This is a genomic window from Streptomyces sp. NBC_01288 (assembly GCF_035982055.1).
Lineage (GTDB): Bacteria > Actinomycetota > Actinomycetes > Streptomycetales > Streptomycetaceae > Streptomyces.
In genome coordinates this window covers 3,105,431-3,121,466 of record NZ_CP108427.1, presented here as the reverse complement: position 1 = coordinate 3,121,466, position 16,036 = coordinate 3,105,431, and the positions used below count along the sequence as shown (strand labels likewise).

Genomic DNA, 16,036 nt, shown 5'->3' with positions numbered 1-16,036 from the left:
ACCCGCCCGGCGTCCCCCTCGTGAGGGACCTCCATCGCGTGACGACGGGCGGTGGTCGGCGCACCTAGCCTCGCTCAGCATGAGTCAGGTAGCCGATGTGAGCATCGAAGTCCGGGAGTTGCGGAAGCGGTTCGGGCGGGCGGTCGCGGTCGACGGGCTGTCCTTCAGGGTTGAGGCCGGGTCGGTGACCGGCTTTGTCGGGCCCAACGGGGCGGGGAAGTCCACCACCATGCGGGCTGTGCTGGGGCTGGACGCCCCTGACGAGGGGCAGGCGTTGATCGGGGGCCGGCCCTACCACGCCCTGCGCACCCCCTTGTTGGAGGTCGGTGCCCTCCTCGACGCCGCCGCTCTGCACCCCAGCCGGCGGGGGCGTGACCATCTCCGTTGGCTGGCCCACTCCCACGGCCTGTCCATGCGGCGGGTGGACGAGGTGCTTGAGCAGGTGGGGATGGGGGAGGCCGCGCGGAGGAGGGCGGGCGGCTACTCCCTGGGGATGCGGCAACGGCTCGGCATGGCCGTCGCGTTGCTCGGCGACCCTCCGGTGCTGCTCCTCGACGAACCGGTCAACGGCCTTGATCCCGAAGGGATTCAGTGGATCCGGACCCTCCTACGGCATCTCGCCTCCGAGGGCCGGGCGATCCTCGTCTCCAGCCATCTGATGAGCGAACTCGAAGACACCGCCGACCACTTGGTGGTCATCGGGCGGGGCCGGCTGATCGCCGACACCGCCGTGGCCGATCTCCTCGCGGCGGCCTCCGGCGACCGGGTGCGGTTGCGTACGAACAGTCGGGCCGAAGCCATGGAACTGCTTGCCAGGGAAGGCGGGACGGTCGCCGTCGTCGACCGCGACGTCCTGACCGTCACCGGTCTTTCGGCCGAACGGGTCGTGGAGTTGCTCTCCGGGGCCAGGGTCCCCTTCGCCGAAGTAGGCGCGCATCGGGCCTCGTTGGAGGAGGCGTACATGGAACTCACCCGGGATGCGGTCGAGTTCACGTCCACGCCCGCCGAAGAAGCGGACGAGGTGACCCGGTGACGATGACCAGGACGATTCCTCCGTACCGTTCCGCCCTCCATCCCGCCCGGGCCGGCTTCGGGCGGCTGCTGCGGGCCGAGTGGGCGAAGTTCTGGACGGTCAGGGCCTGGGTGGCGGTGCTGGCGATCGCCGGTGTGGTCGTGGTCGTGGTCTGTCAGCTGGGTGCCAGTGGGTCAACTGTCGGTGGGGGTCCGCCGGTTGTGCTCGGGCCGGGGGGCGAGGTCGTCAACGACGCCTTCCGGTTCGTCCACCGGCCGTTGACCGGCGACGGTACGGTCACGGCCCGGGTCACCGGGTTGAAGAGCGCCTCCGGGCAGTCGCTGGAGCCCTGGACCAAGGCCGGGATCATCGTCAAGGAGAGCCTGAAGCAGGGGGCGCCGTACGCGGCGGTGCTGGCGACGCCCGCGCACGGCGTCCGTATGCAGTGGAACTTCACCCACGACATGGCGGGGCCGGGCAGCGATCTGACGAAGGCCCCGCAATGGCTCCGGTTGAAAAGGCTGGGGGAAAAACTAACCGGCTATGCGTCTGTAGACGGTGAGAAATGGACCCGGCTTGGGGAGGTGAGGGTCGGGGGGCTGGGGAGGACGGTTCAGGTGGGCGTGTTTCTGGCGGCTCCCAACCATGAGGTCGTGCACCGGTCCTTCGGCGGTACGAGTTCGGTGGCGGGCAGCGGCCAGGCCACCGGCACCTTCGACCACCTCGGCCTCACCGGCACGTCGGACACGGGCAGTTGGACGGCCACGGACGTCGGCGCCCCCGCCCCCGACGCCCCGCCGGGGAGCACACGGGCGGGCGCGTCGACGGTAACCCCGGCCGGCGTCTACACCCTCACCGGCCAGGGAGACATCGCCCCCGACGAGAACAACCCAGACATGGTCCAGATGAGCTTCCAGGGAGTGTTCGTAGGCCTCCTCTTCATGGCCACCCTGGGCACGCTCTTCGTGACGAGCGAATACAAACGAGGCCTCATCCGTACGACGTTCACGGCGACGCCGTCCCGACTGAAGGTGCTGGCGGCGAAGACGACGGTGATCGGGGCCGTCACCTTCGCAACAGGCCTGCTGGCTACGGCAATCGGCTTCACCCTGGCGCAGAAGACGCTGCGCTCGAACGGCTTCAAGCCGCCCGCGTTCCCCGACCTCTCCCTCCTGGAGAACCCGGCCCTGCGGGCGGTCGTAGGCAGCGCGGTACTGCTGTCCCTGGTCGCGGTTCTGGCCCTCGCCGTGGGCGTGGTGCTGCGCAGCAGCGCGGGCACGATCGCGACGGTGGTGGTCCTGGTGCTCCTCCCGCAGATCCTCTCCGTGGCCTTGCCGCTTCCGGCGGCGCAGTGGCTGCTGAGGGTGACACCGGCGGCGGCCTTCGCGATCCAGCAGGGGGTCACGTACTACCCGCAGGTCCACCACAACTGCCTTCCGGAGGGCGGCTGTTACCCCCTCACCCCGTACCACGGCCTGGCAGTCCTGGCGGCCTGGACGGTAGCGGCCCTGCTGCTGGCGTCCTGGACGGTAAGGAGGCGGGACGCGTGAGGTGGATCAGCTCTCTTCACGCCGAGTGGACCAAACTCCGTACCCTGCCCAGCACTTGGTGGCTCCTGGCGGCAACGGTGGCCCTGACGGCGGCGGTCGGCGCGGCGGCGGCCTCGTCGCTCACGACCCAGGTGTGCCCGACACCGGCGGCCTGCCACGAGGACACGGTCAAACTGAGCCTCACGGGCGTCCAGTTGAGCCAGTCGGTGTGCCTGGTGCTGGGTGTGCTGTCGATGGGGGCGGAGTACAGCACGGGCACGATCCGTACGACGCTCACGGCGATGCCGGGGCGGTGGTGGGTACTGGCATCGAAGGCGGCCACGCTGTCCCTGCTGACGGCGACAGCGGGAGCGCTGGCGGTGCTGTCCGCCCTAGGTCTGGCCCGGCTGATCCTCCCCGCCCCCACGGACGGCGCGACGCTCCGAGCGGCGGGCGGCTCGGTCCTCATCCTCGTCCTGGTAACGCTGTTGGGCCTGTCCCTGGCGACCCTGCTCCGCGACACGGGCGGCGCGATCACGCTGGGCCTGGGCGTCCTCTACGTGATCCCGATCCTGTCCCGCCTGGTCAACTCCCCGACCTGGCAACACCGTTTGCAACGCTGGACCCCCATGCCGGCGGCCCTCTCCATCCAGGCGACGAAGAACCTGGAGAGGCTGGCGATCGCTCCGTGGCCGGGGTTGGGGGTGCTGGCGGCGTACGCGGTGGGGTTGTTGGTGGTCGGGGGAGCGGCGTTCAGACTGAGGGACGCGTGACCTGGCTGAGGAACTCGGTCCAAGTGCTGGGCGAGACGGTGAGGATGCCACCGGCGGGGACCTTGGAGTCACGGACGTGAATGGCGGCGGGGTGAGCGGCGAACTCGACGCAGTCCCCGCCCTCGTTGCTGCTGTAGCTGGACTTCCGCCAGTCGTAGGCAACTTCGATGCAGTTGCCGCCCTCGTTGCTGCTGTAGCTGGACTTGAACCACGCCAAGTGCTGCCGTGCTGCGGTGTTCATGACTCTCCTAGCAGTCTTTCCAGGACGCACGCACTCTCTTCCGGCGAGAGGGCCTGTGACCGCAGCATTCCATACTTCAGTTGGTAGACGCTGACCTCATGGGGATCGTCCACCAGGAAACTCGCGCGCTGTACCTCCAGGTAGACCGCGTGTTCGTGGTCGGCGGTCTCCAGCAGCAGCATGGGCCCAGCGAGACCAGCGTGCGGCACACGCCCCATGGGCATGATCTGGATTCCCATGTGAACGAGGTCGCAGGCGTCCCGCAACTTACGGATCTGCGCTCGCATGACCTCCGGGCCGCCGAGGGCCGTCCGAAGGATCGACTCCTCCAAGATGAAGTGACCGAACGGCGGTTGCTTGCGCTGCCAGATCTTCTGCCGCTCCATGCGCGAGGACACCCATTGCTCCTCCGTCTCGTCCTCGAAACGCGGGAAGCGGCTCGCGAAGGACGCACGGCAGTAATCCTCTGTCTGTAGCAGACCAGGAATCATCTGCGTTTCATAGGACAGGATGCTGACGGCCGTCTCCTCGATGTCGGCGAGGCCTTGTGCGAATGCCGGCATCCGCTCCCGCACGGGCAGCTTGTCGACCAGAGCGAACAACACCCCACCCGTGTGCAAGAGTTCGTCGAACTCCTTGGCTCGATGTCCTTGCAGTGCAAGTCGCCCCTGCTCGATGGACCTGATGGTGTCGATGTGCAGGTTCGCGATCTCGGCGAACTGCTCCTGTGTGAGCCCGGCCTGCCTCCGGAAGTGGGCGACCAGCCCGCCGACCGCCTGCCAAGTACCGACCTTCTTGGGCCTCTTCGCCGATTGCATGCGTGTCCCTTTCCCCCGCGCACACCCGAAGTCGTCGTAGTGAGGTCGTAGAGAAAACAAATACGACCTCACTCACTGACCCACGATAGTGACTGCCTGTGACAGTGGCCCCATGAACGAACAACTCCAACAAGGCCACACCCGCGAGGCGTTCTACCGACGCGACCGCAGATCAGTCGCACTGGCCCGCACGTTCACCCGGAACACCCTCGCCGACTGGGAGATCACCGACCGCACCGACGATGTCCTGCTCTGCGTAAGCGAGTTGACGACCAACGCGATCCTGCACGGCGTTCCACCGGGCCGGGGCCTCTCCCTCTGTCTCCGCATCCACCTCGACGGAGTCCTCCGCATCGAGATCCACGACAGCGGAACCGGCGAACTCCGCAAGGTGAGGACCCCGTACCGGGATCTCCACGCGGAGGACGGCCGCGGCCTGATGCTGGTCTCCGTGCTCGCGGACAAGTGGGGGGTGGGGGAGCGGGCGCCGGGGAAGGTGGTGTGGTGCGAGTTCGCGGTGAGGTTCGGCTGAGCGGGTCAGGGCAGTCGCCGTACGAGAACGAGTTCCCGCACCCACTCCGTGTCGAGCCGGGCCGAACTCCCGCCGTACCCAGACCACACCGCGGGTGCCGGCACCCGGGTCGCGGACGGCTCGGACGACGGCGGTCCAGTCGTGGACGGGTACGGGTACGGGCTCGAAGCGAGGGAAGTGGCGGCGATGCAGTCGGCTCCACCAACCGGGTGCCTCGTGAGCCGGCTGCCAGGGCAGGGCGACCGACCGGCTGTCGTCGATCATCGCGTGGACGGAGGTGACACAGCCGCGGGCGTTGATCCTGCGGTTCTGGCCGGTGACCCGGCGGGCGGCCTCCTCCGGCGATGTCGGTTCCACGTCCGCGAAGGGCGCGCTCGATGCCGGGTGGAAGGGGAAGCCGCCGATCTTGGGGACCACGACGGAGGCCGCCAGCATCGGCGTGCGAGGGAAGCCGGGCTGGTTCAGGGTGCGGCAGGCCATCAACCAGGACGAGTTGGTCTCGTGCACGGGGTGCGGCACGGCGAGTTCGACGAGCCCGCCGTAGAGCTCGTCGAGCCATGCCGTCGCCCGCCGGGCGGGGTCCGCGGCGGTGACCGTCATCTGTCTGCCTCTGTCCGTCGTCCGTCCGTCGTCTGTCCTTCGCGCGTCAGGCCGCGTCGTCCCATACGGCGGCCAGCGCCGTGATCCGGTCCTTGTACTCCAGGGCCTCGCGCCACTCCGGCACCCAGTAGAGGAGGCCGTGCTTGGCTCCGGCGAAGGCTCCCGCCAGGGCCGCGATCGAGTCGGAGTCGCCGGACGAGTGGGAGGCGCGCATGACCGATGCGCATGCGTGGCCGCCGACGACCAGGAAGCAGTACAGGGCGGTGGCGAGGGCCTCCTCGGCGACCCAACCGGCGCCGACCACCTCGGACGGGTCCCGCTCCGAGTCCTTGGCGCGCAGGGCGGTGGCCGCGGTGTCCAGGGCGCGCAGGCACTCGTCCCAGCCGAAGGCGATGAACGCCGCCGGGTCGGGGGCGCCCGCCTTGGCGGACAGGTCGCCCAGCCAGTCGGCGCGGTACGTGCGGCGGGACCCCTGCGCGTAGGCGCGGAGGCGGGGGAGGAGTTCGGCGATGGGGCAGTCGTGGGCCAGGAGCCACGTGGCGTGGGCGGTGAGTTCGCTCGCCGCCGGCGCGGTGAGGTGGCCGTGGGTCATGGCCGCCTGCAACTGGGCGATTCCCGCCCGCTGTTCGGCGCTCAGACCGGGGATGAGGGCGATCGGCGTGACGCGCATGTTGGCGCCGCAGCCCTTGGAGCCGAGGACGGTGGCGTCCTGCCAGCGCAGGCCCCGTTCCAGGTTGGTGCAGGCGGTGAGGCAGGTCCCGCCGGGGGCTCGGTTGTTGTCCGGGTCGTGCAGCCAGGCCACGAAGTGCTTGCGCAGGGCGGCTTCGACCGTGGCCGGGGTGAGGGCCGTAGCGACTGCGGCCGCGTCTCGGGTCCCTCGGATCCGTCGGGTTCCGGGGGCGGGGATACCGGGGGCGGGGGTAACGGCGCTCGCTTCCACCAGTGCTTCGCCGACGGCCAGCGCCATCTGCGTGTCGTCGCTGACCCGGACGATGTCACCTTCGGAAAGCGGCAGGCCCATCTCGCGCCACGGACCGAACCTCGCGGTGATCTGCGCCATGTTCAGGAACTCGGTGGGGTAGCCCATGGCGTCACCGATGGCCAGACCGAAGAGGGAGGCGGCGGCGGCCTTTCTGACGCGTTCCACAAGGGGGTGGCCGGCGAGTTCCCTGAGTGCCTGCAAGCTCGTGGCCTCGGCGAGGGAACCCTCGACAATGTGCGACGAGCCGGCGGAAGGCCACTGCTCGACAAGCTCGGTCACCGCCTGGGACGGCGTGAGCCCGCGGGTCTTGGCCGCATCAAGCCGTCTGCCCCACACGGCACCCAAGTTGACGCCGTCGTCGCCTCTCCTCCTGAGCGGGACCCAACTCGCCGCCTCGTCCTCGTCGTTGAACCACACGTAGCCGAGCAGGTCGTTCCCGTTGTCGGCCACAGCCACATGGCGCACGGGACCGCTCGTCCGGATCGCGTAGCGTGGCGGCCCCCCGGAGACGATGATGCCCGCGCCGTCGTCCTCGTGGATGCGAGGGTTGGTCGTTCGCTTGACGAAGCGGGGCTTGGCGTCATGGCCGGAATCCATCGGGCATCCTCACATCCCGCCGTTCCCATCTGCGGCGCGAGGTTCCGGAACCCCCGCCGATACCATCAGCGAGAACCCGGTGCACGTGTCCGTAGCGCGAGAACCGGCCGAGCCCGGGGAAACGAGGCCCCATGCTTCAACTCACCCGCCCCCAAGCCCGCCGCATCGCCGTCCAGGCCCAACTCCTCGACGCCCCCCGCCCCACGGAACTCCACGCCGTCGTACGGCAGTTGACCCTGCTCCAGATCGATCCGATCGCCGCGATCGCCCCCAACGCCGACCTGGTCGCCTGGAGCCGCCTCGGCTCGTCCTACGCACCGGACGAGCTGGCCACCGCGCTCAAGGGCCGCACCCTCCTCGAACTCCGGGCGATGATCCGCCCGAGCGAGGATCTGGCGCTGTACCGCGCCGACATGGCCGTATGGGAAAGGGAATCGAAGCACTACCGCGAGTGGGTCGCCGCCAACGACGCGTGCAGGCGGGACATTCTGGAACGGCTCGGCGGTCAAGGGCCGCTCACCTCAAGGGAGTTGCCCGACACGTGCGCAGTGCCGTGGAAGTCGTCGGGGTGGACGCACAACCGCAACGTCGGCCAGCTGCTGGAGCTGATGGTGCTGAGGGGGGAGGTGGCCATCGCGGGGCGGGCGGGACGTGAACGCCTCTGGGACCTGGCCGCACGCGTCTATCCGGACGAACCCGCCGTGCCGCTAGACGAAGCACGCAGGCTCCGGAACGAACGGCGGCTGCGCGCCCTCGGTATCGCCCGCGCCACCGGCACCGTCCTCCCGGTCGAACCCGCCGTCGTCGGCGAGGCCGGCGAACCGGCCGTCGTAGAAGGGGTGAAGGGGGAGTGGCGGGTCGATCCGACGTACCTGGAACGGCCGTTCAGCGGGCGGGCCGCACTGCTCTCGCCCTTCGACCGGCTGATTCACGACCGGAAGCGCACCGCCGAACTCTTCGGCTACGACTACCAGTTGGAGATGTACAAACCGGCCGAGAAGCGCCGCTGGGGTTACTTCGCCCTGCCGATTCTCTACGGTGACAAACTCGTCGGGAAGCTCGACGCCACCGCCGACCGCAAGGCCGGCGTGCTCCTGGTGAACGCCGTCCATCAGGACGTGGAGTTCACCCGGAGCATCGCCGATGCCGTGGACGCCGAGATCGAGGACCTGGCGGTCTGGCTCAAGCTCAGGCGCTCTTGATCGCCGAGATGTCGAAGTTCAGCTTGATCTTCTCGGAGACGAGGACGCCACCGGTCTCCAGCGCCGCGTTCCAGGTGAGGCCGAACTCGGAGCGCAGGATCTCGGCCTTGCCCTCGAAGCCGACACGCTCGTTGCCGAACGGGTCCTTGGCCGCGCCGTTGAACTCCAGGTCGATGCTGATCGGCTTGGTGGTGCCGAGGATCTCCAGGTCACCGGTGATGCGGTAGTCGTCGCCACCGAGGGACTCGGCCGAGGTGGAGCGGAAGGTCATCGTGGGGAACTCGTCCGTCTTGAAGAAGTCCGCGCTCTTGAGGTGACCGTCACGGTCCGGCGAGCCGGTGTCGATGCTGTCCATCTTGACGTCGAGGGACGCGGTGGACTTGGCCGCGTCACCGCCGTCCAGGTGCAGCGTGCCGGTGAAGTCGAGGAACTTGCCCTTGACGTTGGTGACCATCGCGTGGCGGGCGGTGAAGCCGAGCGTGGTGTGCGCCGGGTCGATGGTGTACTCGCCGGTCAGCGCGGCCAGGTCGGGGTTGACGGCGGCGGGTGCCGAGGTGGTGTCGGTCTCGTCGCTCTTGCGGCCGAAGATGCCCATGACGTGCTCCTAAAGGGGACGGGAGTGGTGCGGGGGTGATGCGGGGTGGTGCGGGATGGTGCGGGGTGGAATCTGTTGAACGTTCAACGATGCCAACACGAAGGACCGTAGACCTATTCCATTCAATTTTCAACATCATCCGCAGGGTGTTGTGCCAACTACTACGAGTACGCCCTCCGGGCGGCCCCGGCAACGCGAGAATCACTCTGGGGATGGCATCCGCCGCACGTGAATGTGAGGTGGCTCTCAGCTGTCGGGTTTGTGTAACCCCTACAACCGGCATGCCCCGTGAGCAGTCGGAACGGCTGCATGCCGGTGAGGTTCTGTTCAGGGGTACCAGGAAAACGGTCCGGAGACTGTGCAGAGTCGACGGCGCCCTTTCCTTGGTCTCCTTCGTAGGGTCAGTACATGACCGTTTTGGATGAGGCGCCGGGTGAGCCGACTGACGCGCGCGGGCGAGTGGCCGAGCTGCACGAGATCCGTGCGCGGGCACTGGCCGGCCCGAGCGAGAAGGCGACCGAGGCGCAGCACGCCAAGGGGAAGCTGACCGGCCGGGAGCGTATCGACCTGCTCCTCGACCCCGGGTCCTTCCGTGAGGTCGAGCAGCTGCGCCGGCATCGCGCCGTGGGCTTCGGCCTGGAGGCCAAGAAGCCGTACACCGACGGTGTGATCACCGGCTGGGGCACGGTCGAGGGCCGCACGGTCTTCGTCTACGCGCACGACTTCCGGATCTTCGGCGGCGCGCTGGGCGAGGCCCACGCCACGAAGATCCACAAGATCATGGACATGGCCATCGCGGCCGGCGCACCCTTGGTCTCCCTGAACGACGGCGCGGGTGCGCGTATCCAGGAGGGCGTCAGCGCGCTCGCCGGGTACGGCGGCATCTTCCAGCGCAACACCAAGGCCTCCGGGGTCATCCCGCAGATCAGCGTGATGCTCGGCCCGTGCGCGGGCGGCGCGGCCTACAGCCCCGCCCTCACCGACTTCGTCTTCATGGTCCGCGAGACCTCGCAGATGTTCATCACCGGCCCGGACGTCGTCAAGGCGGTCACCGGCGAGGAGATCTCGCAGAACGGCCTCGGCGGCGCCGACGTGCACGCCGAGACCTCCGGTGTCTGTCACTTCGCCTACGACGACGAGGAGACCTGCCTCGCCGAGGTGCGCTACCTCCTGTCGATGCTCCCGCAGAACAACCGCGAGAACCCGCCCCGCGCGGAGTCGAGCGACGAGGCCGAGCGCCGCTCGGAGATCCTGCTCGACCTGGTCCCGGCCGACGGCAACCGGCCGTACGACATGACCAAGGTGATCGAGGAGATCGTCGACGACGGCGACTACCTGGAGATCCACGAGCGTTGGGCCCGCAACATCATCTGCGCGCTGGCCCGCCTCGACGGCCGGGTCGTCGGCATCGTCGCCAACCAGCCGCAGACCCTCGCGGGCGTCCTGGACATCGAGGCCAGCGAAAAAGCTGCGCGCTTTGTCCAGATGTGTGACGCTTTTAACATTCCGATCGTTACGTTCCTGGACGTTCCGGGATTCCTTCCCGGCGTCGACCAGGAGCACGGCGGAATCATCCGGCACGGAGCGAAGCTGCTCTACGCGTACTGCAACGCCACCGTGCCGAGGATTTCGCTCATCCTGCGCAAGGCGTACGGAGGTGCCTACATCGTCATGGACAGCCAGTCCATCGGCGCCGACCTCACCTACGCCTGGCCCACCAACGAGATCGCCGTGATGGGCGCCGAAGGTGCCGCCAACGTCATCTTCCGCCGCCAGATCGCCGACGCCGAGGACCCCGAGGCGATGCGGACGCGCATGGTCAAGGAGTACAAGTCCGAGCTGATGCACCCGTACTACGCGGCTGAGCGCGGACTCGTCGACGACGTCATCGACCCCGCCGAGACCCGCGAAGTACTCATCAGGTCGCTCGCGATGCTGCACACCAAGCACGCCGACCTGCCCTCGCGCAAGCACGGCAACCCCCCGCAGTAACCCAGCGGACCCTCCGCGCTACCCGTGCGGAAACCTCAGCCACGGAGACTGAACCTATGAGCACCCCTGACATTCGTGTCGAGAAGGGCCACGCCGAGCCCGAGGAAGTCGCCGCCATCACGGCGATCCTGCTGGCCCGTGCTGCGGCCGCGCCCGCGGAAGCCCCGGCTCACCGTCCGCTGCCGAAGGCCGGCTGGCGTCGGCTGGAGCGCGAGGGTGGGTTTCGGGCGCCGCATAGCTGGCACTGAGCATCGCTTTAGCGCGCTTACGACGGCCCCACTCTCCTGCGGGAGGGTGGGGCCGTTGGTGTTTGTGGGTCAGGTGATGGTGAGGTTCTTGACCGGGAGGTCGAGGGTGGTGATGGGGGTGCCGTCGGGAGTGCGGCAGGACGAGATCGAGAGCGAGTCGAGGGAACTGAGGTCGCGGTAGGCGCGGGAGTCTCTCGGCATGACGCAGCTATGCAGAGTGAGGGCCCTCAGTTTGGCCGGAAGGGGTTCACATGCTGTCAGCCACTCCGGCAAGCGCATGCGGTTGAGGCTGAGGTCGTCCAGCCTGGGCATGGCGGAGATGCTGCTCAGGCCAGGCGGTGTACATGCGCTTGCGGTCGTCAGAGAGAGGCTTCTGACATTGGGGAAATTACTCAAAGCGGTCAGTTCGCTGGTCCGGCTCAGCTGGTAGAGGCGCAGCTGGGACACGGTCGGCCCAAGGCACAGCCTGTCGAGGTCGGTTGTACCTCCGTGGCTGAGTCCGAGGTAGAAGAGGTTCCCCAATCTCTCCATGGATTCGAGCTCGTGCAGCTTTCCTCGGCCCAAGACCAAGAACAACCTCAGTTGTGGGTGAGCCGTCAGCACTGAGAGGTCTCCGGGGCCACGGAGGTTGTTGACCAACAGGTACTTCACGGGCGGGAGTTGGTCCACGGCAGCGAGCTCGGGGAGCGGGTAATGGATCGACAGCATCGTCATGGACGTCAACCGAGTCGCTGCGCGCCACTGCTGGGAGTGCCTGAGACTCACGGTGTATCCGTCCAACGGCAGCCCGGCCAGCACCTGCTCGCCGTAGGCATCCGCGTCGAAGTACGCCCAAGCCTCGATGATTTCCTGTACGACTGGGCGGCGCCGGTCCTCGGCGTACCCCACCATCAACGCCAGCGCCGCCTCTCCCCCGATCATCGCCACGGTCCGCACCGTCTGTATCGCGGCCTTCTCCGTCAACTCGTCCAGAGAACGCGGTAGTCGCCGCAGCAAGCTCGTCCCCACAGCCGCCAGAGCCGGCGGATCCGTATGCCGACGAGCCGGAAGCAGCGCCGACATAGCCCCGTCCAGCCGCCCCGCCAACCCATCCGGAATCGTCGGCAACGTCTCCTGACAAGAAGCCGCGAGCAACCGCAACACCCGCGCATACCGGGGCTCCGCCTCCGCTCGATCCAGGATCCCGTCCAACAACTCCTGCCGCTGACGGGAGTTGGCATGCCCCGCGGCCATGATGATCGTCTCGCGCCACAGGTCCAGATGCGCCCGCCCGACCAGGTTGCCGATCCGGTCCTCCTCCGTGGCCTCCGCGGCGGCCAGGTACTCCTGGAAGGTCCGGTGGACGAAGTCGAGGCGGCCCTCGACGGGGGAGCGGAGGATGCCGGAGCGGTCCCGGAGTTGTTCCAGGACCCCGTGGCCGTCCTGTGCCTCCAGGTGCCGCATCGCCGAGAGCTTGGACGCGACATGGATGGCGGCCTGGTCCAGGGCGATCTCGCTGCGGTTGTTGTCCGAGAGGCGCCAGGCCAGATCCCGCAGCACGACCAGCTTGTCGCCGAGGCTGAGTTTGCTGTCCAGCGCGCTCGGTACGTTCCGGTCGGCGTCGCGGTCGTGGACCAGGGTGTGGAGTGCGTTGCGGTACAACTCCATGCGGTCGCGAGGGAGTTGGCTGCCCCGGTTCAGGTGCATCGCGCACAGCATCGCGGCCAGCAGCGGGGTGCCCGCCAGGGACTGGAGGTGGGCGCGGTCCTTGAGGCTGTTGAGCAGGGACTGTTCGTAGCGCGGCAACTCGTCGACGCCGCAGGGGAGTTCGTCGCCCAGTTCGCGGACGGCCTCGTGCCACTGCCGTACGAACGCGGCCAGGTCCGGGGGCGTCATCCGGTCCAGGTGGAGCGCGGTGAAGTCCTCCCGGCGCAGCCAGTCCGCCCCGGCGGCGGTCGGACGGGAGGTCACGACGACCCGTATGCCGCCGTAGGCCCCGAGCAGCTTGCGGAGCCAGTCACGCACCGACCGCCGCTCAGAGCCGAGGAGTTCGTCCACTCCGTCGACCAGCAACAGGACCTTGTTGTCCCGTAGTTGGCGTTCCACCCAGCCCCTGGGCATGATGCCGGTGATGTTCCCGGCGACACCGTCCAGCAGCTCCTCGGGCTTCTTGGGGAGCGAACGGCCGCTGTACTCGCGGAGCTTGACGAAGACGGGCGTCAGGCCGTTCCAGTCGGCGAGTTCGGCGGTGAAGGCGCCTCGTGCCGCCGTGATCGCCAGCCAGCGGAGCAGCGTGGTCTTGCCGGAGCCCGCCTCGCCGCGCAGGAGCACCCTGGACGCCCCGCCGAGCGCCGATTCCACCCGCATCCCGGAACTCTCCGTCCCGGACTCCTCCCAGCCGCTCAGGTCCGGCCTGAGCGGCAGTGCGCGGGCCGTGCGGCGGCGGGTGCCGTCGTCCCCGGTGGCGCGCAGGCTGACGTAGGCCACGGACAGCCGTACCTGCGCGGCGGCGCGGTCGGACGTGCGGCGGAACAGTTCCACCTCGTCGAGGGTGTTGCTGACCAGCTCCATGTACCAGCGGCGGAATTCCTGGTCCTGATCGGTGCCGTCGGGGGCGAACAGGGAGCGGTCGGGGAGGCGTTCGAGGACGCGGGCGACCCGGTCGCTCAACGAGCTGGTGCGGGCCAGGAGTTCGGCCAGGGTCCGCTCCTCGAAGACCGGGAGGGTCCGCACGATGCTGACGTAGTACTCGCAGCACTCGCTGAAGAGGAGTTCGTAGAGGCGCGTCTCAGGTTCGCTCAGGCCGACCGGTGGGCTCACCGATGCCGTGATGCGGCGGATCAGTTCGGCCGGTTGCGCATCGGCCGCCAGGACCGCCTCGTCGGAGAGGTCGGCACGGGCGAAGGTGTCGCACACGCCGTTGAGCGCCGCCTCCCGGCCGCTCTCGTCCAGGCCGCGGAACTCCTGGGCCAGGAACGGCTCGATCCGCGCGGCCGCCGTGTCGGCCATCTCCTCGAACTGGCGCTGGACGCTGCGCTGTTGGCGCAGTCCGGACACCCGTAGCCGGACGAGTTCGTCCATCGGCAGCCGGCGCTCCTGCTCGCGCCGCTTGCCCCCCAGCCACGTCTGCGCCGCCGCCTTCACCACGGTCGTCCCCAGGCGTAGTGCAGCCGCCTCCGCGCTCATCCCGTCCCCCTTGCCGAACCGAAGAGCGTTCATTGTGGCAGGGGGTACGACAAAGGGGCCTACTCCAGCCGGAGTTGGCCCCTTGATGTCGTGATGCCGCGTGCTACCGAAGCCGCGCCATCAGCGCGTGCTCGACCAGCGTGATCAGTGCCGACTTGGCGTCCGCGCGGTGGCGGGCGTCCGTCGTGATGATCGGTGCGTCCGGGCCGATCTGGAGGGCCTCGCGGACCTCGTCCGGGTTGTACGGCTGCGAGCCGTCGAAGCCGTTGAGGGCGACGACGAAGGGGAGACCCGAGTTCTCGAAGTAGTCGACCGCGGGGAAGCAGTCGGCGAGACGGCGGGTGTCCACGAGCACGATCGCGCCGATCGCGCCGCGTACCAGGTCGTCCCACATGAACCAGAAGCGGTCCTGACCCGGTGTACCGAAGAGGTACAGGATCAGGTCCTGGTCCAGGGTGATGCGTCCGAAGTCCATCGCGACCGTCGTGGTCGTCTTGTCTCCGGTGTGGGTGAGGTCGTCGATGCCCGCGCTCGCGGACGTCATCACAGCCTCGGTACGCAGCGGGTTGATCTCCGAGACGGCCCCGACGAACGTGGTCTTGCCCACGCCGAAGCCACCCGCCACCACGATCTTCGCCGAGGTGGTGGAGCGGGAAGGCCCTCCGCTAGAGCTTGCGAAGTCCACTGAGCACCCTTTCGAGCAGTGTCACATCTGGCTGGCCGCCGGCGTTCTCGTCGCCGCCGGGTTGATGAATGGCGACCAGGCCCGCCTCCGCCAAGTCGGCGACGAGGATCCTGGCCACACCGAGAGGGATCGTCAGGAGGGCCGAGATCTCGGCCACCGACTTGATCTCCCGGCAGAGGTTGCAGATCCGCTGATGCTCGGGCAACTGGCCCTGCATCTGGTGCGGCTGCGCGGTGGTGTGCACCAGCGCCTCGATGGCGAGCTGGTAGCGGGGGCGCGTCCGGCCGCCGGTCATGGCGTACGGACGCACCAAGGGGTTGCTCGTCGACCCGGCGGGCGCCGACTCGGGGGAGCGTCGATGGGGCTGCACCGGCTGGATGCGCGGCGCCGGCGGCTGGTCGTACGGCGACGGGCCGGGGCCCTGCGGGTACTGCGGGCGGCGCGGGGAAGGCGAGGAGGGGAAGTTGTACCGGTTCTGGGAACCGTCGCCCTGCCCCTGGCCGGGGCCGTACGACCAGTTGCCCGAAGACGAACCGCCTGGGGGTGTTGCCACTTTCTCCTCCTCCGACTGTGCCGGGCACCCATCAATGTGGAGCCGCGTCCCGAAACCTTATGGCCTCGGGACGCCAAAACGCACCGTCCGTCTGTTAGTTGAGAAGGCTCCCCTGGAGCTCTGCTCGAAGGTCCGGGGTCAGGACCGTGCCGGCACGGTCCACCAGAAGGGCCATCTCGTACCCAATGAGGCCGATGTCCGCCTCGGGGTGCGCGAGAACCGCGAGCGAGGAACCATCGGATACGGACATGAGGAAGAGGAATCCCCGCTCCATCTCCACAACCGTCTGGTTCACGGCGCCGCCCTCGAAGATGCGGGAGGCGCCCGCGGTCAGCGAGGTCAGGCCCGACGCGACGGCCGCCAACTGGTCGGCACGGTCACGCGGGAAGCCGTCGGACATCGCCAGAAGGAGTCCGTCGGCGGAGACCACCACCGTGTGGGACACACCGGGGGTGTTGTCCACGAAGTTGGTGATCAACCAGTTCAGGTTCTGCGCCGCCTGGCTCATCGGG

16 protein-coding genes and 1 pseudogene are annotated in these 16,036 nt (G+C 68.5%); 8 read left to right on the top strand and 9 right to left on the bottom strand.

All coding sequences use genetic code 11. The features are described from left to right. Positions 1-79 precede the first annotated feature (79 nt). From OG194_RS13355 to OG194_RS13345, 3 genes are read left to right on the top strand one after another with little or no spacing between them, the layout of a single operon-like run. A complete protein-coding gene (locus tag OG194_RS13355; RefSeq protein WP_327401088.1) occupies positions 80-1,033 on the top strand; it encodes an ABC transporter ATP-binding protein in 954 nt (317 codons plus the stop codon). Positions 1,034-1,035: 2 nt separating this feature from the next. Beyond that, positions 1,036-2,562, top strand: coding sequence for a hypothetical protein (locus OG194_RS13350; RefSeq protein ID WP_327401086.1), 1,527 nt, complete (start codon positions 1,036-1,038; stop codon positions 2,560-2,562). Next, positions 2,559-3,314, top strand: coding sequence for an ABC transporter permease (locus OG194_RS13345; protein WP_327401085.1), 756 nt, complete (start codon positions 2,559-2,561; stop codon positions 3,312-3,314). Before OG194_RS13350 ends, OG194_RS13345 begins: the two co-directional genes overlap by 4 nt. Here the strand turns inward: OG194_RS13345 and OG194_RS13340 are convergent. Next, positions 3,295-3,555 (bottom strand): DUF397 domain-containing protein, encoded by a 261-nt coding sequence (locus tag OG194_RS13340; protein WP_327401084.1) that lies wholly within the window; start codon positions 3,553-3,555, stop codon positions 3,295-3,297. The genes OG194_RS13345 and OG194_RS13340 overlap by 20 nt on opposite strands. Beyond that, entirely contained in the window at positions 3,552-4,373 is an 822-nt protein-coding gene (locus OG194_RS13335) for a helix-turn-helix domain-containing protein (protein ID WP_327401083.1), read from the bottom strand. Before OG194_RS13335 ends, OG194_RS13340 begins: the two co-directional genes overlap by 4 nt. A 112-nt stretch (positions 4,374-4,485) precedes the next feature. Here OG194_RS13335 and OG194_RS13330 point away from each other — a divergent pair, with 112 nt between their 5' ends. Continuing rightward, complete coding sequence (locus OG194_RS13330) at positions 4,486-4,905, top strand: ATP-binding protein (RefSeq protein ID WP_327401082.1); 420 nt, start codon at positions 4,486-4,488, stop codon at positions 4,903-4,905. Positions 4,906-5,025: 120 nt separating this feature from the next. On the opposite strand, the pseudogene OG194_RS47635 reads toward OG194_RS13330, so the two are convergent. Next, positions 5,026-5,169, bottom strand: a pseudogene (locus OG194_RS47635) (hypothetical protein); the annotation flags it as partial. A gap of 13 nt (positions 5,170-5,182) precedes the next feature. Between OG194_RS47635 and OG194_RS13325 the strand changes: the two are divergent. After that, positions 5,183-5,449, top strand: coding sequence for a hypothetical protein (locus tag OG194_RS13325; RefSeq protein ID WP_327401081.1), 267 nt, complete (start codon positions 5,183-5,185; stop codon positions 5,447-5,449). Positions 5,450-5,551: 102 nt separating this feature from the next. On the opposite strand, the gene OG194_RS13320 is transcribed toward OG194_RS13325, so the two are convergent. After that, a complete protein-coding gene (locus OG194_RS13320) occupies positions 5,552-6,652 on the bottom strand; it encodes an ADP-ribosylglycohydrolase family protein (protein WP_327407051.1) in 1,101 nt (366 codons plus the stop codon). Between the two features lie 563 nt (positions 6,653-7,215). Between OG194_RS13320 and OG194_RS13315 the strand changes: the two genes are divergently transcribed. Then, entirely contained in the window at positions 7,216-8,286 is a 1,071-nt protein-coding gene (locus OG194_RS13315) for a DNA glycosylase AlkZ-like family protein (protein ID WP_327401080.1), read from the top strand. Here OG194_RS13315 and OG194_RS13310 read toward each other — a convergent pair. Next, on the bottom strand, positions 8,273-8,881 hold the full coding sequence (locus tag OG194_RS13310) for a YceI family protein (RefSeq protein ID WP_327401079.1): 609 nt from the start codon (positions 8,879-8,881) through the stop codon (positions 8,273-8,275). The genes OG194_RS13315 and OG194_RS13310 overlap by 14 nt on opposite strands. Before the next feature lie 408 nt (positions 8,882-9,289). On the opposite strand from OG194_RS13310, the gene OG194_RS13305 reads away from it, so the two are divergent. Continuing rightward, a complete protein-coding gene (locus OG194_RS13305) occupies positions 9,290-10,873 on the top strand; it encodes an acyl-CoA carboxylase subunit beta (protein WP_327401078.1) in 1,584 nt (527 codons plus the stop codon). A 56-nt stretch (positions 10,874-10,929) separates the two neighbouring features. Further along, a complete protein-coding gene (locus OG194_RS13300) occupies positions 10,930-11,121 on the top strand; it encodes an acyl-CoA carboxylase subunit epsilon (RefSeq protein WP_078652542.1) in 192 nt (63 codons plus the stop codon). A gap of 69 nt (positions 11,122-11,190) precedes the next feature. Here OG194_RS13300 and OG194_RS13295 read toward each other — a convergent pair whose 3' ends face one another. From OG194_RS13295 to OG194_RS13280, 4 genes are all read right to left on the bottom strand, one after another. Then, on the bottom strand, positions 11,191-14,319 hold the full coding sequence (locus tag OG194_RS13295) for an NACHT domain-containing protein (RefSeq protein WP_327401077.1): 3,129 nt from the start codon (positions 14,317-14,319) through the stop codon (positions 11,191-11,193). A 70-nt stretch (positions 14,320-14,389) separates the two neighbouring features. Beyond that, a complete protein-coding gene (locus OG194_RS13290; RefSeq protein ID WP_327401075.1) occupies positions 14,390-14,971 on the bottom strand; it encodes a GTP-binding protein in 582 nt (193 codons plus the stop codon). Then, positions 14,952-15,524, bottom strand: coding sequence for a DUF742 domain-containing protein (locus tag OG194_RS13285; protein WP_327401073.1), 573 nt, complete (start codon positions 15,522-15,524; stop codon positions 14,952-14,954). Before OG194_RS13285 ends, OG194_RS13290 begins: the two co-directional genes overlap by 20 nt. A gap of 94 nt (positions 15,525-15,618) precedes the next feature. Next, a complete protein-coding gene (locus tag OG194_RS13280) occupies positions 15,619-16,032 on the bottom strand; it encodes a roadblock/LC7 domain-containing protein (protein WP_019058640.1) in 414 nt (137 codons plus the stop codon). Positions 16,033-16,036 lie beyond the last annotated feature (4 nt).